Raw genomic sequence first — 20616 nt, 5'->3', positions numbered from 1 at the left:
CTCCCAAGGGTGTGCCCGGCGCCCGCCGGACAGAGAGCCCGGTCAGGCGCGCGTGGGACCGAGTTCGCGGACGGCGTCCGCGAACGCTTCACCACGCTCGTTGTAGTTGGTGAACATGTCCATCGACGCACAGGCCGGAGCCATCAGCACGGTGTCCCCCGGCTGAGCCAGCTCCGCCGCCCGCCGTACCGCCTCGGACATCGCCCCAGTGTCGGTCCGGTCGAGGTCGACGACCGGGACCTCGGGGGCGTGTCGCGCGAGGGCTTCGCGGATCAGCCCGCGGTCGGCGCCGATGAGGACGGCACCGCGCAGCCGCTTCGCGGCGCCCGCGACGAGCTCGTCGAAGGTGGCGCCCTTGGCGAGCCCGCCCGCGATCCAGACGATCGACTCGTAAGCCGCCAACGACGCCTGCGTGGCGTGGGTGTTGGTGGCCTTGGAGTCGTCGACGTACGCGACGCCCTCGACGTCGGCGACGTGTTCGATGCGGTGGGCGTCCGGGCGGAAGGCGCGCAGCCCGTCGCGGACGGCGGTGGCCTCGACGCCGAAGGCGCGCGCGAGGGCCGCCGCGGCCAGCGCGTTGGCGATGTTGTGCGGCGCGGGCGGCTGGACGTCGGAGACCTCGGCGAGCTCCTGGGCCTGCTTCTGGCGGTCCGGCACGAAGGCACGGTCGACCAGGATGCCGTCCACGACGCCCAGTTGCGAGGGCGCGGGCGCGTTCAGCGTGAAACCGATGGCGCGGCAGCCCTCTTCGACGTCGGCCTCGCGGACGAGGTCCTCGGTGGCCTTGTCCGCGACGTTGTAGACGCAGGCGATCCGGTTGCCCTCGTAGATGCGGCCCTTGTCGGCGGCGTACGCCTCCATGGAGCCGTGCCAGTCCAGGTGGTCCGGCGCGAGGTTGAGGACCGTCGCGGAGTGGGCGCGCAGCGAGGGCGCCCAGTGCAGCTGGTACGAGGACAGCTCGACGGCGAACACGTCGTACGCGTCGTCGCCTTCGAGGACCACGTCAACGATCGGGGTGCCGATGTTGCCGACAGCGGCCGTGTGCAGGCCCGCCGCCGTCAGGATCGAGGCGAGCATCTGCGTCGTCGTGGTCTTGCCGTTGGTGCCCGTGACGGCCAGCCAGGGCGCCGCCTCGGGGCCGCGGAGGCGCCAGGCGACCTCTACGTCGCCGATGACGTCCACGCCCGCCTCGGCGGCCGCGGCGAACAGCGGCGACGACGGCTTCCAGCCCGGCGAGGTGACGACGAGGTCCGTGCCGGGCGGCAGGCTCTCGGCGTCTCCCAGGCGTACGGAGATGCCCTCGCTCTCCAGAGAGGCGGCGCGTTCCCGGTGTGCCTCTCCGGAGCCGCCGTCCACGACGGTCACCGTCGCGCCGAGGCCGGCCAGGGCGCGGGCGGCGCTGACGCCGCTCACGCCGAGGCCGGCGACGGTGATGTTCCTGCCCTGCCACTCGGACACAGAGGTCACTTTTCGGCTGCCCATCCCGCGTAGAAGAGACCGAGACCGACGATCACGCACATGCCCTGGATGATCCAGAAGCGGACCACCACAAGGACCTCGGACCACCCCTTGAGTTCGAAGTGGTGCTGGAGCGGCGCCATCCGGAAGACCCGCTTACCGGTCATACGGAACGAGCCGACCTGGATGACGACCGACATGGTGATCAGGACGAAGAGGCCGCCGAGCAGCGCGAGGAGGAGCTCCGTGCGGGAGCAGATCGCGAGGCCGGCGAGCGCGCCGCCGAGGGCGAGCGAGCCGGTGTCGCCCATGAAGATCTTGGCGGGCGAGGTGTTCCACCACAGGAAGCCGAAGCAGGCGCCCATCAGCGCGGAGGCCACCACGGCGAGGTCGAGCGGGTCCCTGACCTCGAAGCACGCCTGCGGGTTGGTCAGCGTCGTCGCGTTGGCGCAGGACTCCTGGTACTGCCAGACACCGATGAAGGTGTAGGCGCCGAAGACCATCACGGAGGCGCCGGTGGCGAGGCCGTCGAGACCGTCGGTGAGGTTCACGCCGTTCGACATCGCGAGGATCATGAACAGCGCCCAGACCACGAACAGGACCGGGCCGATCGACCAGCCGAAGTCCGTGACGAACGACAGCTTGGTGGAGGCCGGGGTCTGGTTCCGGTTGTCCGGCCAGTTCAGCGCGAGCACGGCGAAGCCGATGCCGACGATCAGCTGGCCGGCCATCTTCGCCTTGGCGCGCAGACCGAGCGAACGCTGCTTGACGATCTTGATGTAGTCGTCGAGGAAGCCGACGAGGCCCATGCCCGCCATCAGGAAGAGCACCAGGAGGCCGGAGAGCGTGGTCTCCGTGCCGGTGATGACCTTCGTGAGGAAGTACGCGATGAGCGTGGCCAGGATGAAGGCGATACCACCCATGGTCGGCGTACCGCGCTTGCTGTGGTGCTCGCGCGGGCCGTCGTCCCGGATGAACTGGCCGTAGCCCTTGCGGGCCAGGAGTTTGATCAGCAGCGGGGTACCGACCAGGGTCAGGAAGAGCCCGATCACACCCGCGAAGAGGATCTGCCTCATCGGCCGGAGACCTGCCCCTCAGAAGACACCGCGGCGTCGTCGAGCAGCGCCGTGGCGACCTTCTCGAGACCGACCGATCTGGACGCCTTCACCAGCACGACGTCACCTGGGCGCAGTTCATTGCGCAGCAGGTCGATCGCCGCCTGTGCGTCGGACACGTGCACCGACTCCTCACCCCACGAACCCTCGTTGTATGCGCCCAGTTGGAGCCAGGACGCTTCCCTGCCCCCGACTGCCACGAGCTTGCTCACGTTGAGCCGGACGGCAAGTCGTCCGACCGCGTCGTGCTCGGCGAGACCCTCGTCCCCGAGCTCGGCCATGTGACCGAGCACCGCCCACGTACGGCGCCCCTTGCCCATGGCCGCGAGCGCGCGCAGGGCGGCTCGCATGGACTCGGGGTTCGCGTTGTAGGCGTCGTTGACGACCGTCACACCGTCCGGGCGCTCGGTGACCTCCATCCGCCAGCGGGACAGCGTGCCCGCCTCGGAGAGCGCGAGGGCGATCTCGTCGACGGACATGCCCAGCTCATGGGCGACGGCGGCCGCGGCAAGCGCGTTCGACACGTGGTGCTCACCGTACAGCCGCAAGGTCACGTCGCTGCACCCGGAGGGTGTGTGCAGCGTAAAAGCGGGCTGTCCGTTCTCTGTGAGCCGGACATTTTCCGCGCGTACGTCGGCGTCCTCGGCCTCTCCGAAGAGGATCACGCGCGCCTTCGTGCGCGACGCCATCGCGCGGACGAGGGGGTCGTCGGCGTTGAGGACCGCGGCGCCGTCCGCGGGCAGCGACTCGACCAGCTCACCCTTCGCTTGTGCGATCTGCTCACGTCCGCCGAACTCGCCGATGTGGGCGGTTCCGACGTTCAGGACGAGGCCGATCCGCGGCGGGGTGAGCTCGGCGAGGTACCGGATGTGGCCGATTCCGCGCGCTCCCATCTCCAGCACGAGGAAGCGCGTCTCGTCGGTGGCGCTGAGCGCGGTGAGCGGCAGACCGATCTCGTTGTTCAGCGAGCCCGGCGTCCAGACCGTGGGCGCGTGGCGGCGGAGCACCTGCGCGAGGAGGTCCTTGGAGCTGGTCTTGCCGACGGATCCGGTCAGCGCCACGAGGGTCGCGCCGAGCCGCTTCACGACGTGCCGGGCGAGGGCGCCGAGCGCCGCCTGCACGTCGTCCACGACGATGGCGGGCACGCCGACCCGCCGCGAGGCGAGGACGGCCGCGGCGCCTGCCGCGACGACGTCCGCCGCGTAGTCGTGGCCGTCGACGCGCTCGCCGACGAAGGCGACGAAGAGGCTGCCGGGCTCCACCTCACGGGAGTCCCGGACGACGGGTCCGGTGACCTTGATGGCCGGATCCGGTATGTCGTACGTCTGCCCGCCGACGACGGTGGCGATCTCGGCGAGGGAGAGGGCGATCACAACTTCATCCCTGGGTTTGCTGGATAGCTTCGCGAAGTACCTGGCGGTCGTCGAAGGGACGCACCACCCCGGCGATGTCCTGTCCCTGCTCGTGGCCCTTGCCCGCGACGAGGACGGTGTCACCCGGCCGCGCGCGGACGACGGCCGCGCGGATGGCGGCGGCCCGGTCCTCGAACACGGCGACGTCGCCGCGCTCGTGGGCCGGGACCTCCGCGGCGCCGGCGAGCATCGTGGCGAGGATCGCGAGGGGGTCCTCGCCACGGGGGTTGTCGGAGGTCAGTACGGCGGTGTCGGCGAGGCGGGCCGCGGCCGCGCCCATCGGCATCCGCTTGGTCGTGTCCCGGTCGCCGCCGCAGCCGAGCACGATGTGCAGCTTGCCCTCGGTGACCTTGCGCAGCGCGCGCAGGACCGATTCGACGGCGTCCGTCTTGTGGGCGTAGTCGACGACGGCCAGGTAGGGCTGGCCCGCGTCGACGCGCTCCAGGCGGCCCGGCACGCCGGGCACCGCGCCGATGCCGTCGGCGGCCTGCTGCGGGTCGATCCCCGCGACGGCCAGCGAGACGATCGCGGCGAGGGTGTTGGCGACGTTGAAGGGGCCCGCGAGCGGCGACTTGGCGGTGATCCGCTCGCCCTTGGGGCCGACGGCGACGAACGTCGAGTCGAGCGGCCCGACCTCGACGTCCTCGGCGCGCCAGTCGGCGTCCGGGTGGCCCTCGGCGGAGAAGGTGGTGACGGGCACCTCCGACTCGGTGATGAGCCGGCGCCCGTACTCGTCGTCGAAGTTGACCACTCCGAGGCGCGAGCGGCGCTTGGTGAACAGCTGCGCCTTGGCCTGGAAGTAGTCCTCCATGCCGGAGTGGAACTCCATGTGCTCCGGGCTGAGGTTGTTGAAGACGGCGACGTCGAAGACGCAGCCGTCCACCCGCCCGAGCACCAGCGCGTGGCTGGAGACCTCCATCGCGACGGCCTCGACGCCGCGCTCGCGCATCACCGCGAACAGCGCCTGGAGGTCGGTGGCTTCGGGGGTGGTGCGCTCCGACTTGATGCGCTCGTCGCCGATGCGCATCTCGACCGTGCCGATGAGTCCGGTCGAGCGGGCGCCCTTGAGGCCGCCCTCGATGAGGTACGCGGTGGTGGTCTTGCCCGACGTGCCGGTGATGCCGATCTGCAGCAGGTCGCGGCCGGGGTGGCCGTAGACCGTCGCCGCCAGCTCGCCCATGCTGCCGCGCGGGTCGTCGACGACCAGGACCGGCAGGCCGGTCGCGGTCGCGCGTTCGGCGCCGGTCGGGTCGGTGAGCACCGCGGCGGCACCGAGGTCGGCGGCCTGCGCGACGAAGTCGGCGCCGTGCATCCGGGCGCCGGGCAGCGCGGCGTAGATGTCGCCGGGCCGCACGGCGCGCGAGTCGTGCGTGATACCCGTGATCCGCGCACTGCCCGGGTCGGCGACGCCCAGCTGGCCCGCGAGCTCCGTCAGCGAGGTCGGGGAGACCTCGGCCGGCCGCGGCGGTCCCGGATATGTCACGGGAGCGCCCTTCTGGGTGGTTTGGGACTGATCAGCGTGTGGCACGGCGGTGAGCGTACCGGGCGTACCCCTGTCGGAGCGAAGTGAGGGGCGTGCCGGGGGGTGGTTCCCCGAGCCTGGCGTGATGGTTGTCACGAGCTGTTCCTGGTGGGTCTCAGGGCTTGAAGGTCACCGGAAGGCGGGCCGGGCCGCTTCCGGTGGGCGGTACTTGGAGCGTCTTGAGGGCGAACTCCATGACTTCCTTGTAGATGGGTCCGCAGATCTGGCCGCCGAAGTAGCTTCCCTTGGTGGCGTTCTGGATCGCGCAGTAGACGGTGACGCGCGGCTTGTCGGCGGGGGCGAAGCCGGCGAACGACGAGGTGTAGCCCTTGTAGCGGCCGGTCGCCGGGTCGACCCGGTTGGCCGTACCTGTCTTGCCCGCGACGCGGTAGCCGGGGATGCGGGCCTTGGTGCCGGTGCCCTCTTCGTCGTCGACGACGGATTCGAGCATCTGCGAGACGGTCTTCGCCGTCTTCTCACTCACGACCCGGGTCTTCTTGGGCTTCGGCGCGGGCGTGAAGCGGCCGTCGGGGCCCTTGGTGCCGCGCACCAGGGTGGGTTCGACGCGTACGCCGCCGTTGGCGATGGTCGAGTAGACCGAGGCGGCCTGCATGGCGTTGATCGAGACGCCCTGGCCGAAGGGGATCGTGAACTGCTGCGAGGTGGACCACTTGTCGGCGGGCGCGAGGATGCCGGAGGTCTCGCCGGGGAAGCCGAGCCCGGTCTCCTTGCCGAGGCCGAACTTCCGCAGGTACGAGTAGAGGACCCGGTTGGCCTCCTTCTGCGTCCTGCCGAGCTCTCCGGTGGCGAGGATCGTGCCGATGTTGGACGACTTGGCGAGCACTCCGTTGAGCGTGAGGTGCCAGGTGGGGTGGTCGATGTCGTCCTGGAAGAGGCGGTCGCCGCGGTGCAGCCGGTTGGGCACCGTCACATGGGTGCCGGGCGTGGCGGCGTTCTCCTCCAGGACGGCGGCCATCGACATGACCTTGGCGGTGGAGCCGGGCTCGAAGGCGTCCTGGAGCGCGGCGTTGCCGAGGGCGGCGCCGTCGGCCTGCGAGAGGTCGTTCGGGTCGAAGCCGGGGGCGTTGGCCATCGCGAGGACCTCGCCGGTCTGCGTGTCCTGCACTATCACGTAGCCGCGGTCGGCCCTGGACTTCCTGACCTGCTCGCTGATGGCGTTCTGCGCGGCCCACTGGATGTCGCGGTCGATGGTGAGCTCGACGTCGGAGCCGGGCACGGCGGGTGTCTCCGTGGAGCCCGCGGTCGGCACCTGACGGCCGCCGGACTGGGCGTAGCGGACCTTGCCGTCCTCGCCGGCCAGCTGCTTGTCGAGCTGTGCCTCCAGGCCGCCCGCGCCCTTGCCGTCGGAGTTGACCCAGCCCAGTATCCCGGCGCCGAGGTCGTCGTTCGGATAGACCCGCTTGCTGCTCGGGTCGGCGAGGACGCCGGCCAGCACGTTCGGCGAGGCCGGGTCGGTGCCCGCCTTCTCGGCGAGCGCGCCGCGCAGGTCCTTGATCTGCTTCCAGACCTGGGGGCTCTGGCGGCGCGCGAGCAGGACGTAACGCGTCTTGGGGGTCTTGAGCTTCTCGGTGAGCTCGGCGACGTCCTTGTCGAGGATCGGGGCCAGCAGCGCGGCCGCCTGCTCGGGCGCGTCGTCGGTCTTCATCTCCTTCGGCGTGAACAGCGTGGGGTCCGCCGTGATGTCGTACGCGTCCACGCTGGCGGCCAGTTCGACGCCGGCGCGGTCGGTGATGCGCCCGCGCTCGGCGGCCAGGGTGTGGGTGAAGTAGCGGTTCTTCTCGGCCTTGGCGGCGTACGCGCTGGCGTCGACGGCCTGCACCTGCAGCAGCCGTACGACGAAGGCGAGCATCACCAGCGTCAGGCCGAGGCTGACCATGCGCAGGCGCGGCCTGGGGCTGCCAAGGCGGATGGTGCGGGCCTTGGCCTTGCCCTGGGCGGCGGGCCTGCGGGATCCGGGGCGGCCGCCCGGCGCGGGGCGGCGCGGGGCGCCGGGCCTGGCGGGTCGGACGGGCTTCGCGGGTCGTGGCACCCGGCGCCGCGGGGGTTCCCTGTCGGGCACTTGCGTCACCTGCCGGAGGTCGTCGTGGGGAGGCCGGGCTGCGCGGGCGCCTGGGCGGCGGGGGTGGGGGCGGGCGGCGGCGGGACGGAGGCCGTGGCGTCCGGGGCCGGGGGCGGCACGGGGGGTGCGACCGGGATCGAGACGGACGCCGCGGGGGACGCGACCTCCTGCGGGCGCGGCGCGGGGTACGCCGGCGACGAGGGGCGGGCCGCGGCGCCCGGCACGCCGCGCACGGTTCCGTCGGGGTCCAGGAAGGCCGGGTCGCCGCCGGGGACCATGCCGAGCTCGCGGGCGCGGCGCTGGAGTGCGTCGGGCGCGGCGTAGCCGTCCACGTCGCGCTGGAGCTCCTGCTCCTCCTCGGTGAGCTCCTTGGTCTCCTTCTTCAGCTCGCTCAGCTGGAACGAGCCTTCGTTGAGGGAGGAGTTCAGGATGAGCAGCACGATCAGGCCGCCGCCGAGGAGCACGACGACCAGGAGGACGAAGGGCGTGCGCGCGGCCTGGTTCGGGCCCTGCGGCAGCAGCCGTGCGAGGCGGGCGGCCCTCCCCCGCAACTCGGGCTTCTTGCTCATGGAGCCTCCTCGCGGACTCTGATCAGCGGGCTGTGATCAGCTGACTCTGATCGGCGGGTGCTGCTCAGCCGACGTCTTCGCGTACGCGCTGCGCGCCCCGCAGCCGGGCCGGGGCCGCCCTGCGGTTCTCGGCGACCTCTTCCTCTGTGGGGAGTTCGGCGCCGCGTGTCAGAAGCTTGAGCCGCGGCTGGTAGCGCTCGGGGACGATGGGCAGGCCGGGCGGTGCGGTGTTCGCGGCGCCGGCCGCGAACACCTGCTTGACCAGGCGGTCCTCCAGCGAGTGGTACGAGAGGACGGCGATCCGGCCGCCGACGGCGAGCGCCCGCACCGCGGCCGGAATGGCCCGCTCCAGGACGCTCAGCTCGCCGTTGACCTCGATGCGCAGGGCCTGGAAGGTGCGCTTGGCGGGGTTGCCGCCGGTGCGCTTGGCGGCCTGCGGCAGCGAGTCGCGGATGAGCTCGACGAGCCGCGCGCTGTTGCTGAACGGCTCCTTCTCGCGCTCGCGGACGACGGCGCTCACGATGCGCTTGGCCTGCTTCTCCTCGCCGTACTGGCGCAGGATCCGCACCAGTTCGCCCGGTGCGTACGTGTTGAGGACCTCGGCGGCGCTGATGCCGGTCGTCTGGTCCATGCGCATGTCGAGGGGGGCGTCCTGGGCGTACGCGAAGCCGCGGTCGGCCTCGTCGAGCTGCATGGAGGAGACGCCGAGGTCGAAGAGGACGCCCTGGACGCGGGGGATGCCGAGGCGGTCGAGCACGTCGGGGAGTTCGTCGTAGACCGCGTGCACCAGGGTGGCCCGGTCGCCGTAGGGGGCGAGCCGCTCGCCGGACAGGCGCAGCGCTTCCTTGTCGCGGTCCAGGGCGACGAGGCGGGCGGCCGGGAAGGTGGCGAGGAGGGCCTCGCTGTGGCCGCCGAGTCCGAGGGTGCAGTCGACGACGACGGCGCCCGGCTCGGCGAGCGCGGGGGCCAACATGTCCAGGCACCGCTGGAGCATCACCGGGACGTGTCGGCTGTTGTCGCTCAAGGGGCCCTCTCAGGTCCGGCGCGGCGTGCGCACGCACCGCCGGGTCCCCACCCGCTCCGTGAAGGGGAATGGACTGCTGGCGCCGGGGAAGTGGCGTCAGCCGACCGGGAGCGGGAGGAGGCCGAGCCGTACGTACGCGCCGCGCACGTGGGGGGATTCTGGGAATCCCCGGGATGTGCGGTCCAGCAGGGAGCAGGTCACGTCTCCCGCTTCGCGTCACTTTAGTCCACCGTGTCTCCCGGTCAATCAACCGGCCTGCGCGTCGCGGACCGGCCCCGACAGGTGTGCGGGTCCGGCACGCTCACCCGTTCGGCCGCACCCCGGGCGACCTGTGGGTTAGCTCACAACAAGAGTCTTTGACGTTCTTTGTCCCTCCTCACAGCGGGCCCGGACGATCAACGCGCATTAACGTCTTAGCCATGTCGACTTCCGCAGCCTCCCCGGAAAACACGCCCGTCGAGCCCCTCGGCGACATAGCCGCAGGGACGGTCACCGACCGCCTCGTGGACGCGAACGCGAAATACGCCTCGGAGTTCACCGACCCCGGCATGGACGCCCGGCCCGTCCTGCGCGTCGCCGTCGTCGCGTGCATGGACGCCCGTCTCGACCTGCACGAGGCGCTCGGCCTCGAACTGGGCGACTGCCACACCATCCGCAACGCGGGCGGTGTGGTCACCGACGACGTCGTCCGCTCCCTGACCATCAGCCAGCGCGCGCTGGGCACCCGCAGCGTGGTCCTCATCCACCACACCGGCTGCGGTCTGGAGACCCTCACCGAGGAGTTCCGCCAGGACCTGGAGAACGAGGTCGGCCAGCGGCCGACGTGGGCGGTGGAGTCCTTCCGCGACGTCGACCAGGACGTGCGACAGTCGATGGAGCGGGTGCGGACCTCGCCGTTCCTGCTGCACACCGACGACATCCGGGGCTTCGTCTTCGACGTGAAGACGGGTCTGCTGCGGGAGATCCACCCCGCGTGACGGACAAAGTGTCGTAGGACCCGACAAATCGGCGCCAGTTATCCACAGGCGAGTGACACGACCCGGTATGCCCAACAACAATGCGGGGGTGGCGTCACGCTGAACCATTCATGTGTGGCGCCCGTGAATTCGGGGTGTACCGGGTCGCACGCTCGAGTGGCGGCCCGACTGGGGTATCCCCTGCTCCTTGGGAGCGCGGGGAAGGGCCGAGGAGGGCCGGGTGACGACCTATGACGATCGAGCGAGCCTCACAGATCTGACCACGACAGCGGAGCGTGTCCGCAGGTCGGTGGAGGGTGTGATCGAGGGCAAGCCAGAGGTCGTACGGCTTTCGCTGACTGTGCTCCTGGCGGAGGGGCACCTGCTCATCGAGGATGTGCCGGGCGTGGGCAAGACCATGCTCGCCAAGGCACTGGCGCGGTCCATCGACTGCTCCGTGCGGAGGATCCAGTTCACACCGGATCTGCTGCCGTCGGACATCACCGGCGTCTCCATATTCGACCAGCAGCGCAGGGACTTCGAGTTCAAGCCGGGCGCGATCTTCGCGCAGATCGTGATCGGCGACGAGATCAACCGCGCGTCTCCGAAGACGCAGTCCGCGCTCCTGGAGTCCATGGAGGAGCGCCAGGTCACCATCGACGGGCAGACGTACGAACTGCCCAGCCCGTTCATGGTGGTGGCCACGCAGAACCCCGTCGAGATGGAGGGGACCTACCCGCTGCCCGAGGCGCAGCGCGACCGCTTCATGGCGCGCGTCTCCATCGGCTATCCGGGGCCCGAGGCCGAGCTCCAGATGCTCGACGTCCACGGCGGCGTCTCGCCCCTGGACGACCTCCAGCCGGTGGCGCACGCGCACGACATCGTGAAGCTCATCGACGCCGTCCGCACGGTCCACGTGGCCGACCCCGTCCGGCGGTACGCGGTGGACCTGGTCGGCGCGACCCGCAACCACCCGGACCTCAGACTCGGCGCGTCCCCGCGCGCGACGCTGCACCTGCTGCGCGCCGCCAAGGCCTCCGCCGCGCTCAGCGGCCGCGAGTTCGCCCTGCCGGACGACGTGCAGGCACTGGCCGTCGCCGTCCTCGCGCACCGCCTGCTGCCCACGGCCCAGGCCCAGCTGAACCGCCGTACGGCCGAGTCCGTCGTCCTGGAGATCCTGCAGCGCACCCCGGTGCCCGCCGCCACACCACCGGGCACCGGCGCCTACTTCGACCAGCAGCCGCCCGGCGCCCGGAGGCTGTGATGACCCTCGCGGGGAGCCCGGCGGGCCCCGCCGAGGACGAGAAGGGCGGGGTGCGCACGGCCCTCGCGGGCCTGACCACCCGCGGCCGCTCCTTCCTCGCGGCCGGCGTCGCCGCCGCCGTCTGCGCCTACGTCCTCGGCCAGAGCGACCTGCTGCGCGTCGGACTGCTGCTCGCCGTGCTGCCGCTGGTGTGCGCGACCGTCCTGTTCCGCACCCGCTACCGCGTCGCGGGCAGCCGCAGGCTCTCCCCCGCGCGCGTGCCCGCCGGTTCGGAGGCCCGCGTCCACCTGCGGATGGACAACGTCTCGCGGCTGCCCACCGGCCTCCTCATGCTCCAGGACCGGGTGCCGTACGTGCTCGGGCCGCGGCCCCGCTTCGTGCTCGACCGCGTCGAGGCGGGCGGGCGGCGCGAGGTGTCCTACCGCGTCCGCTCCGACCTGCGCGGCCGCTATCCGCTGGGCCCCCTGCAACTGCGTCTGACGGACCCCTTCGGGATGTGCGAGCTGACGCGCTCCTTCTCGACGTACGACATGCTGACGGTCATCCCGCGCGTGACGGCCCTGCCACCGGTGCGGCTCACCGGTGAGGCGAAGGGGTACGGCGACGGGCGGAACCGCTCGCTGGCGCTGGCCGGCGAGGACGACGTCATCCCGCGCGGGTACCGGCACGGCGACGACCTGCGCCGGGTGCACTGGCGCTCCACCGCGCGCTACGGCGAGCTGATGGTGCGCCGCGAGGAGCAGCCGCAGCGGGCCCGCTGCACGGTGCTCCTGGACACCCGGGGCGTCGGCTTCCGGGGCGCGGGCCCCGACTCGGCCTTCGAGTGGGCGGTGGCGGGCACGGCGTCCGCCCTGGTGCACATGCTCGAACGGGGCTTCTCGGTGCGTCTGTTGACCGACGCGGGCACCTCGGTGCCGGGCGAGGGCTCGGACGGCTTCGCGGGCTCCGGCCAGGAGTCGGCGGACGCGGCCGGACTGATGATGGACACCCTCGCGGTGATCGACCACTCGGACGGCGCCGGACTCTCCCGGGCCTACGACGTGCTCCGCGGGGGGAACGAAGGCCTTCTCGTCGCCTTCCTCGGCGACCTGGCGGAGGAGCAGGCTGCGGTGGTCGCCAAGATGCGCCAGCGCAGCGGCGCCGCGGTCGCCTTCGTGCTGGACAGCGCGGCCTGGGCGCAGGGCCAGGGCGCCCCGCCGTCCGAGGCCGGTGACGCGCGCGTGCGGATGCTCAGGGAGGCGGGCTGGACGGCCCTCGCCGTGCCGCCGGGCGCGGATCTCGCGGACCTGTGGCGGCAGGCGGACCACGCCCGCACGAGCGCGGGCCCCGCGCCCGCGGCGGGCACGACGACCGGGGGATGGGCATGAGCGGCCGGGGACGAACGACAGGCGGCCGGGGGCGTACGACAGCGGGGGGACGTAGGACAGTGGGGGGACGGTCATGAGCGGGCGCGCGCGGCTCGCGGTGTGCGCCACCGCGGCCACCCTGATGGCGTCGGGCTCGCTGCTGCCGCTGGTCGACCCGGCGACGTGGTTCCTGCAGGCGGTGATCCTGCTCGTGCTGCAGAGCGGGGTGGGCGCGCTGGCCCGGCGGGTGCCGCTGGCCAGGCCGCTGACCGTGGCGGTGCAGGCGCTGGTGTCGCTGTTCCTGCTGACGCTGGTCTTCGCCCGCGAACAGGCCCTCGCGGGGATCGTGCCGGGACCCGAGGTGTTCCAGCGGTTCGGTCTGCTCCTGGAGGCCGGGGGCAACGACGTCAGCAAGTACATGATCCCGGCGCCGCTCAGCGACGGCATACGGCTGATGCTGGTCGGCGGTGTCCTGGTGATCGGCCTCGCGGTGGACGCGCTCGCGGTGACGTTCCGCACCGCGGCCCCCGCCGGGCTTCCGCTGCTCGCCCTGTACTCGGTCGCGGCGGGGCTCTCCGACGGCGGCGCCGGATGGCTGTGGTTCCTGCTGGCGGCGGCGGGTTATCTGCTGCTGCTCCTGGCGGAGGGCCGGGACCGGCTCTCGCAGTGGGGCCGGGTGTTCGGCGGCGCGGCGCGCGCGCCGGGCCGGGTCTCCGGGGGTCTGGAGAGCAACAGCGGGGCGCTCGCCCCGGTCCGCACGGGACGGCGCATCGGGGCCGTGGCCCTGGGCATCGCCCTGGTGGTGCCGCTCGCGCTGCCCGCCCTGGACGGCGGGCTGCTGGACGGCTCCAACGGTCCGGGGGGCGGCGGCTCGGGCGGCGGCGGCACGATCTCGGCTGTGAACCCGCTGGTCGCGCTCCAGGACAGCCTGAACCAGCCGGAGGACCGCGAGGTCCTCTCGTACCGTACGAACGCCGAGTCGACCGACGACATGTATCTGCGCATCGTCTCGCTCGACCAGTTCGACGGCACGACGTGGAAGACCACCGTCCGGCGCATCCAGGACGTGCCGTCGCCGCTGCCCGACCCCGTCGGCCTGCGCCCGGACGTCCGCAGGACCGAGATCCAGACGAACCTCTCGGCCGCCGACAGCTACGCGCAGAACTGGCTGCCCATGCCCTTCCCCGCCAGCCAGGTCGAGATCGGCGGCCGCTGGCGGTTCGAGCCGGTGGGCCGCGCCCTCGTCGGCGACCGGGGCCAGACCACACGGGGCGCTCGGTACCAGGTCAAGAGCCTGGTCGTGGAGCCCACGGCCGAGCAGCTGGCCGCGGCGCCGGCGCCGCCGGACGGCTTGCGGCGCGAGTTCACCGAGGTGCCGGAGTCGCTTCCCGCGATGGTCGGCGCCCGGGCCCGGCAGGTCACCAAGGGCGCCGCGAATCCGTACGAGCAGGCGGTCAAGCTCCAGGACTACTTCGCATCGGACGGCGGGTTCACGTACAACACCCAGGTGCGGGCGGGCAGTGGTCCCTCCGCGATCGAGCGGTTCCTGAAGCAGAAGGAAGGGTTCTGCGTCCACTTCTCCTTCGCGATGGCCTCCATGGCGCGGACCCTGGGGATCCCGGCGCGGGTCGCGGTGGGCTTCACGCCGGGCACCGCGCGGGGGGACGGTTCGATGTCGGTCGGGCTGCGGGACGCGCACGCCTGGCCCGAGCTGTACTTCGAGGGCGTGGGCTGGACCCGTTTCGAGCCGACACCGAGCCGGGGCACGGTGCCCGAGTACACCCGCTCGGACGTCCCTTCGGGCGACGCCGGCGACCCGGACTCCCCGGAGCCCACCGAGTCCGCCGAGCCGTCCACGGCGCCTTCCGCGTCGGACACCTGCCCGCCCGACATGAAGAAGCAGGGCGGCTGCTCAAGCGCTGCCCCGCAGGTCGCGGCCGGGTCGGGCGGTGAAGGACCGCCCCTCGGGATGATCGTGGGCATCGGTCTGGCGGCGCTGCTCGTCCTCGGGGTGCCGCTGCTGCCCCTGCTGTGGCGGACCCGGACGCGGGCGGTCCGGCTGGGAGCCGGCGGCCGCACCGAGGCGGAGGCGGCGGCGCGGACGCTGGCGGCCTGGCTCGAAGTGACCGATACGGCCTGGGACCACGGCATCGCCCCGGACGAGTCGCTGACTCCCCGGAAGGCGGCGGCACGCATCGTCCGTGTCGGTCAGCTGACCGCGGGTCCCGCGGAGGCCGTCCAGCGGGTGGCGGCCGCGGTGGAACAGGTGCTCTACGCCCCGCGCCCGCAGCCCGCAACCGGACTGGCCGAGGACGTCCGGCGGGTCCGGGACGGTTTGAACGTCTCGGTGGGCCGGGCCACCCGGCTGCGCGTGACGCTCGCGCCGCGTTCGGCCGCCCGGGTGGTGTGGGCGGTCTCGGACCGGTGGACGGCGTTCGGCGCGCGCTGGCGGGAGCGGGCCGCCGAGCGGTGGGCGGCGGTCGCGCGGAAGCTGCCGCGGCGGGCCGGTCAGCAGGGCTGAGCGCGGGGCGGGGACGGGGGCGCGGCCGGTGGCGGTGCCTCCGCTTCGCCCCGGGGAGCCTCGTCAGCGGGTGCGCACACATGTGTGAGGGGTGACCGCCCCACCGGGCGGTCACCCCTCACACATTGCTGCAAGTCTGCTCGGTCAGCTCTGAGCGGCTTCGCTCACTGACCGCCCTGCTGTTCGTCGCGGCGGCGCTGCCACCGCTGCTCGATGCGGTCCATCACGGAGCGGCGCTGCCTCGCCTGCCGTGGGGCCGCGGCCCCGCCCGGCGCGGCGGCCGTACCCGAAGGTTGTTCGCCCGGCTTCGGCGCTTTGCGCCAACCGGTGACGGCGAGCACCGCGCAGCCCAGCATGACGAGGAACCCCACCACGCTGATCCAGATCTGCTGGGCGACCATTCCGGCCATGAGAAGGGCGATACCCACCAGGAAGCCCGCGACCGCTTGGTAGACCCGCTTCCGGGTGTACGTACGCAGCCCGCTTCCCTCAAGCGCTGTCGCGAACTTGGGATCTTCGGCGTACAGCGCTCGCTCCATCTGCTCGAGCATGCGCTGCTCGTGCTCCGAGAGCGGCACGGAGTCCTCCTCATCGTGCAGTCGCCGGGGCGACCGGGGGTCCCCTTCAGGATAGGCAGGGAATCGCCCCCGTGAAACCCGCCCCTCTGCGCCAACTTCGCCAAACCGGACCTTCACACCGATCCGGCTCGCTGAAGCGTGCATTCCCCAGCGGCCGAACCCTCATGCAGAACGGTGTCCCTCGATCATACGGCGCCCGTAGCCCGTTCGGGGGGCCTGTGGCGTACTCCATGTGCGGCTGCGGCCCTGATCAGCCGGTCAGCCGCCGGAGCGCCTCAGGTGCCGGTCGCGTCCCGCGCCTCGCCGAGCACGTGCAGCTGGGTGGCCACGGCGTGGAAGGCGGGCAGCTCCGCGGCGGCGGCCTCCAGCTTGAGGAGGGCGTCCAGGGCGCCCGGCTCGGTGTCGACGAGGACGCCGGGGACCAGGTCGGCGAAGACCCGGACGCCGTGCACCGCGTCAACGCGCACGCCCGCGGCCTCGACGAGCCCGGTGAGCTGCTCGGCGGTGAAGCGCCGCGGCACGGGGTCGCCCGCGCCCCAGCGGCCCGCCGGGTCGGTGAGCGCGGTCTGCGCCTCCGTGAAGTGCCCGGCGAGGGCCCGCGCGAGCACGGCGCCGCCGAGGCCCGCGCCGAGCAGGCTGAGGATGCCGGCGGGGCGCAGCGCGTCCACGGCGAGGCGCACGCCCTCGGCGGGGTCGTCCACGTACTCCAGGACGCCGTGGCACAGGACCGCGTCGAAGCCGCCGCGCTCGACGACGTCGAAGAGGCCGAGCACATCGCCCTGGACGCCGCGCACACGGTCGGCGACGCCGGCCTCGGCGGCCCGGCGCTCCAGCGCGAACAGGGCGTTCGGACTGGGGTCGACGACAGTGACGCGGTGACCCAGGCGGGCGACCGGCACCGCGAAGTTGCCGCTGCCGCCGCCGGTGTCGAGCACGTCCAGTTCGGTGCGGGACTCCCGGCCGGTGACCTTGACGCGGCGGTCGAGGGCGTCCTTCAGGACGTCCCAGACCACCGCTGTGCGAAGAGAAGCGCGCGGACGAGGGGGGTCGGAGCGCAGCGACGCCTGTTCAGCGTGGTGGTGGGAGACGGGCGGGCGCATCGGGTCCGACACGGCAGTTGACTCCTCGGCGCGTGGGGTGCGAACGACTCCACCCTATTGCCTGCGGAACCGTGCCCCGGCCATGCCTCCCGGGGCCCGGGAGCCGCCGGTCAGCCCGCGTCCGGCGGCTCCCGGCCCGCGTCCTGCGGCTCCTGCCGGGGCTGGGGCAGCACGGGCTGGAGCACGAGCATCCGCTCGACGAGGCGCAGGAACATCGCGACGTCGCGGAGCAGGTCGTCGGCGTCGCGGGCGGTGGCGGCGGCCGCTATGCCGGCCTCGGCGCGGGCCCGCTTGGCGGCGCCGGAGGCGAACAGGGCGCTCCACTCGGTGAGTTCGGGAGCTATTTCGGGGAGGACTTCCCAGGCGCTGCGGATGCGCTGCCTGCGGCGCGGTGTCGGCTCGGGGCGGCCGCGCGCGGCGAGGACGGCGGCGGCGGTGCGCAGGGCGGCGAGGTGGGCGGTGGCATAGCGCTCGTGCGGGGCGTCGAGGCGGGTGGCCTCGTCGATTCCGGCGCGGGCCTGGGCGAGCAGTTCGAGAGCGGCGGGCGGGGCGGTCGCGCGGCGCAGGACGGGGTGGACATCGCTCGCCGGGCCGGTCAGTGAGGGAGCAGGGCCGACGGCGCGGTGCCGGCGGGCGGCTGCTGCGGAAGTGCTGGCCATGACGAACCTCCTGTCGTCGTGTGACGGCGCAGTGGCCGTATGTGCCCATCGTGGGGTACGCCACTGACAATCGGCGCTGACCTGGGGCTTTGCCTCGATCGCCGGTTCGGGCTTACTTTTGTACTGACCAGTCAGTTCAAAAGCCGGTCCGTTGTCGGCCGGCTCGATGGAGGGGCAGGGGGGACTGTGGACGGTTCGACCGACGGCGCGCGCGGAGCCGCCGTCACCGCCGAGGAGTTCGGGCTCGAGGGACCGCGGGGCTGGGCGTTCCGCGGCATCGGGATCGATGCGGGGCCCGGGGCGCTGATCGCGCTGGAGGGCCCGTCCGGTTCCGGCCGCACCTGTCTTCTGCTCGCGCTCACGGGACGTATGCGTGCCACCGAGGGCCACGCGTCCGTGGGCCGCTTCCGCCTGCCCGGGCAGTTGGCCGCAGTGCGCCGGATCAGCGGGCTCGGGCCCGTGCCCGGCGTCACCGACCTGGACCCGGCCCTGACCGTCGCCGAGCACCTGCACGAACGGGCGCTCCTGGAGCGGCGGTTCGGCGGGTCGCTGCGCGGTCTGCTGCGGCCCCGCGCCGAGCGGGCGGCAGAGACGCGGCTGCGCGTCGAGACCGCGCTGGCCGCCGCCGGGCTCGACACGGAGAGCCTGCCCAAGGGGCGGCGGACCTCCGTGCGCGACTTGGAGCGGCTCGAGGCCCTGCGGCTCTCCGTGGCCCTGGCCCTGATCGGCCGGCCGCGCGTGCTCGGGGTCGACGACACCGACCTGAAGCTCTCGGACGCCGAACGGGCCGAGGCGTGGGGGATGTTGCAGTCCCTCACGGAGCGCGGCACGACCGTCATCGCGGTGTGCAGCGAGGCTCCCGAGGGCGCGGTCGTGGTCCGCACCGACACCACCCGCCGTACCGACGACGACAAGGAGACGGCGGATGCGCTCCCCGAAACTGGCCGCGCTTGAGCTCAGGCGCTTCGGCAGGGGGAAGCTGCCGCGGGCCGCGCTCGGCGCCCTCCTGCTGCTCCCCCTGCTCTACGGCGCGCTGTACCTGTGGTCGTTCTGGGATCCGTACGGCCACCTGAACCGCATCCCCGTGGCGCTCGTCAACGACGACAAGGGAGCCACCGCGCAGGGCAAGAAGCTCGCGGCGGGCGACAACATCGTCGAGGGGCTGCGCGACAGCAAGACCTTCGAGTGGCACGAGGTGAGTGACGCCGAGGCGCGCAAGGGCGTGGAGGACGGGACGTACTACCTGTCGCTGACCATGCCCACGGACTTCAGCAAGCGCATCGCGTCGAGTTCGGGGGACTCTCCGGAGACGGGCGCCCTGCGGGTGCGCACGAACGACGCCAACAACTACATCGTCGGGCAGATCTCCCGGACGGTCTTCTCCGAGGTGCGCTCCGCCGCGTCCACGAAGGCGTCGCGTTCCTTCCTCGACAAGATCTTCATCTCGTTCTCCGACATCCACGGAGCGACGCAGAAGGCCGCCGACGGCGCCGACAAGCTGGACGACGGCATCGGCAAGGCGAAGAAGGGCACCAAGGACCTCGCGAACGGCCTGAAGGACGCCAAGAAGGGCAGCGGGGACCTCGCCGGGGGTGTGAAGAAGCTCCACACGGGCGCGGGCAAGCTCGAGGACGGCTCGAAGAAGGTCGCGGACGGCACGCAGAAGTTGGCCGACCGGGTCAACGGCGCGGCGGACAAGGTGCGGCCCTTCCTGAAGGACAACGGCAGGAGCATCGGCCACACGGCCCAGCTCGTCGCCGACTCCTCCAAGGCGATGCGCCGCCACCTGGGCACCTGGGTCAAGGTCGCGCCCGGCGCGGCCGAGGGCGCCGAGAAGGCCTCGCGGGTCATGGACGACTTCTATACGAAGCAGTGCGTCAAGGCCCCTGTTCCCGACCCCGGCTGCCCGGCGTTCAAGGAGGCCAAGAAGGCCGCGGAGAACGTGTCGACCATCGCGGACGACATGAACGCCGTGATCAAGGACCAGAACAGCGACGTCAAGAAGCTCGACAGGCACCTGGCCACGCTGCAGAAGAAGTCCCAGGACCTCGCCGACCGCGCCCCGCACCTCGACGAGGACCTGAACACCGCCGTCACACAGATCAACGACCTCAACAAGGGCGCGGGCAAGGTCGCCAAGGGCGCCAAGAAGCTCCACACCGGCCTCGGCACCGCCAAGACCGGCGCGGACGACCTCGACACGGGCATCGGCAAGCTGGAGACGGGCGCGGGCGATCTCAAGGGCGGCATGTTCAAGCTGGCCGACGGCTCCGCGAAGCTGTCCGGCGGGCTGCACGACGGCGTCAAGAAGATCCCGGACTACGACAAGAAGGACCGTGACGAGCGCACCGGAGTCATGTCCGACCCCGTCCAGCTCGCCTCCCAGTCGATGCACAAGGCCCCCAACTACGGCACGGGCTTCGCGCCGTACTTCATCCCGCTGTCCCTGTGGGTCGGCGCGATGGTGGCGTACATGCTGATCCAGCCGCTCAACCGGCGCGCGCTCGCGGCGGGCGCCTCCGCGTGGCGCATCGCCATCGCGGGCTGGCTGCCGGTGGCCGCCCTCGGCGTGCTCCAGACCGCGGCCCTGCTCTCGGTCCTGCACTGGGGGCTCGGCCTGGAGATGGCCAGGGCGGCCGGGACGGTGGGCTTCCTCTGCCTGGTGACCGCGTGCTTCGCGGCGATCGTGCAGTGGCTCAACGCCCGCTTCGGAGCGGCCGGGCGGATCCTCGTCCTCGCCGCGCTGATGCTGCAGCTGACGTCGGCGGGCGGCACGTACCCCGTGCAGACGAGCCCCGGCTTCTTCGGCGCGATCCACCCCTTCTTGCCGATGAGTTACGTCGTCGAGGCTCTCCGGAGACTCATCACGGGCGGTGGCCTCGGCCCCGTCTGGCAGGGTTGCGCGGTCCTGTCGGCCTTCACCGTGGGCGCCCTCGCGCTGACCGCCCTGTCCGCGCGCCGCAAGCAGGTGTGGACCCTGGACCGGCTGCACCCGGAGCTGACCCTGTGAGT

The 20616-nt window shown here is 72.3% G+C and carries 16 protein-coding genes; 6 read left to right on the top strand and 10 right to left on the bottom strand.

What is annotated here, in order from left to right:
- Positions 1-42: 42 nt before the first annotated feature.
- From murD to rsmH, 7 genes are all read right to left on the bottom strand, one after another.
- On the bottom strand, positions 43-1482 hold the full coding sequence (gene murD / locus ACZ56E_RS19520) for a UDP-N-acetylmuramoyl-L-alanine--D-glutamate ligase (RefSeq protein WP_471215625.1): 1440 nt from the start codon (positions 1480-1482) through the stop codon (positions 43-45).
- A complete protein-coding gene (mraY, locus tag ACZ56E_RS19515) occupies positions 1464-2534 on the bottom strand; it encodes a phospho-N-acetylmuramoyl-pentapeptide-transferase (protein ID WP_125512299.1) in 1071 nt (356 codons plus the stop codon). Before mraY ends, murD begins: the two co-directional genes overlap by 19 nt.
- Positions 2531-3946: a UDP-N-acetylmuramoyl-tripeptide--D-alanyl-D-alanine ligase gene (locus ACZ56E_RS19510; RefSeq protein WP_471215623.1), complete on the bottom strand. Its 1416-nt coding sequence runs from the start codon at positions 3944-3946 to the stop codon at positions 2531-2533. The genes mraY and ACZ56E_RS19510 overlap by 4 nt, the downstream gene beginning before the upstream one ends.
- A 4-nt stretch (positions 3947-3950) precedes the next feature.
- Positions 3951-5603, bottom strand: a complete 1653-nt coding sequence (locus tag ACZ56E_RS19505; protein WP_471215621.1) for a UDP-N-acetylmuramoyl-L-alanyl-D-glutamate--2,6-diaminopimelate ligase — start codon at positions 5601-5603, stop codon at positions 3951-3953.
- 19 nt (positions 5604-5622) lie between these two features.
- Positions 5623-7587, bottom strand: a complete 1965-nt coding sequence (locus ACZ56E_RS19500; protein WP_471215619.1) for a peptidoglycan D,D-transpeptidase FtsI family protein — start codon at positions 7585-7587, stop codon at positions 5623-5625.
- A gap of 5 nt (positions 7588-7592) precedes the next feature.
- Entirely contained in the window at positions 7593-8156 is a 564-nt protein-coding gene (ftsL, locus tag ACZ56E_RS19495) for a cell division protein FtsL (protein WP_471215617.1), read from the bottom strand.
- A gap of 64 nt (positions 8157-8220) precedes the next feature.
- A complete protein-coding gene (gene rsmH / locus ACZ56E_RS19490; protein WP_471215615.1) occupies positions 8221-9180 on the bottom strand; it encodes a 16S rRNA (cytosine(1402)-N(4))-methyltransferase RsmH in 960 nt (319 codons plus the stop codon).
- Between the two features lie 419 nt (positions 9181-9599).
- On the opposite strand from rsmH, the gene ACZ56E_RS19485 reads away from it, so the two are divergent.
- The 4 genes from ACZ56E_RS19485 to ACZ56E_RS19470 all read left to right on the top strand — a co-directional run bounded on the left by ACZ56E_RS19485 (position 9600) and on the right by ACZ56E_RS19470 (position 15267).
- Positions 9600-10157: a beta-class carbonic anhydrase gene (locus tag ACZ56E_RS19485; protein ID WP_471215613.1), complete on the top strand. Its 558-nt coding sequence runs from the start codon at positions 9600-9602 to the stop codon at positions 10155-10157.
- Between the two features lie 220 nt (positions 10158-10377).
- Positions 10378-11400, top strand: a complete 1023-nt coding sequence (locus tag ACZ56E_RS19480) for an AAA family ATPase (RefSeq protein ID WP_398307187.1) — start codon at positions 10378-10380, stop codon at positions 11398-11400.
- The gene (locus ACZ56E_RS19475) at positions 11400-12767 is read left to right on the top strand and encodes a DUF58 domain-containing protein (protein WP_471215611.1); all 1368 of its coding nucleotides are present in this window, start codon (positions 11400-11402) and stop codon (positions 12765-12767) included. Before ACZ56E_RS19480 ends, ACZ56E_RS19475 begins: the two co-directional genes overlap by 1 nt.
- Positions 12768-12840: 73 nt before the next feature.
- Entirely contained in the window at positions 12841-15267 is a 2427-nt protein-coding gene (locus ACZ56E_RS19470) for a transglutaminase TgpA family protein (RefSeq protein ID WP_471215609.1), read from the top strand.
- Positions 15268-15431: 164 nt separating this feature from the next.
- Here ACZ56E_RS19470 and ACZ56E_RS19465 read toward each other — a convergent pair whose 3' ends face one another.
- From ACZ56E_RS19465 to ACZ56E_RS19455, 3 genes are all read right to left on the bottom strand, one after another.
- Positions 15432-15845: a DUF3040 domain-containing protein gene (locus ACZ56E_RS19465; RefSeq protein ID WP_398307182.1), complete on the bottom strand. Its 414-nt coding sequence runs from the start codon at positions 15843-15845 to the stop codon at positions 15432-15434.
- 275 nt (positions 15846-16120) lie between these two features.
- Entirely contained in the window at positions 16121-16957 is an 837-nt protein-coding gene (locus ACZ56E_RS19460; protein WP_468609920.1) for a methyltransferase, read from the bottom strand.
- Between the two features lie 98 nt (positions 16958-17055).
- A complete protein-coding gene (locus ACZ56E_RS19455; RefSeq protein WP_471215607.1) occupies positions 17056-17604 on the bottom strand; it encodes an SAV_6107 family HEPN domain-containing protein in 549 nt (182 codons plus the stop codon).
- 186 nt (positions 17605-17790) lie between these two features.
- Here ACZ56E_RS19455 and ACZ56E_RS19450 point away from each other — a divergent pair, with 186 nt between their 5' ends.
- Positions 17791-18558, top strand: a complete 768-nt coding sequence (locus ACZ56E_RS19450) for an ATP-binding cassette domain-containing protein (protein WP_471215605.1) — start codon at positions 17791-17793, stop codon at positions 18556-18558.
- Positions 18530-20614: a YhgE/Pip family protein gene (locus ACZ56E_RS19445; protein WP_471215603.1), complete on the top strand. Its 2085-nt coding sequence runs from the start codon at positions 18530-18532 to the stop codon at positions 20612-20614. Before ACZ56E_RS19450 ends, ACZ56E_RS19445 begins: the two co-directional genes overlap by 29 nt.
- Positions 20615-20616 lie beyond the last annotated feature (2 nt).

The organism is Streptomyces sp. NPDC039480, from assembly GCF_055597165.1.
Note: the sequence above shows the minus strand (reverse complement) of the source record. Positions and strands in the feature narration are given on the sequence as shown.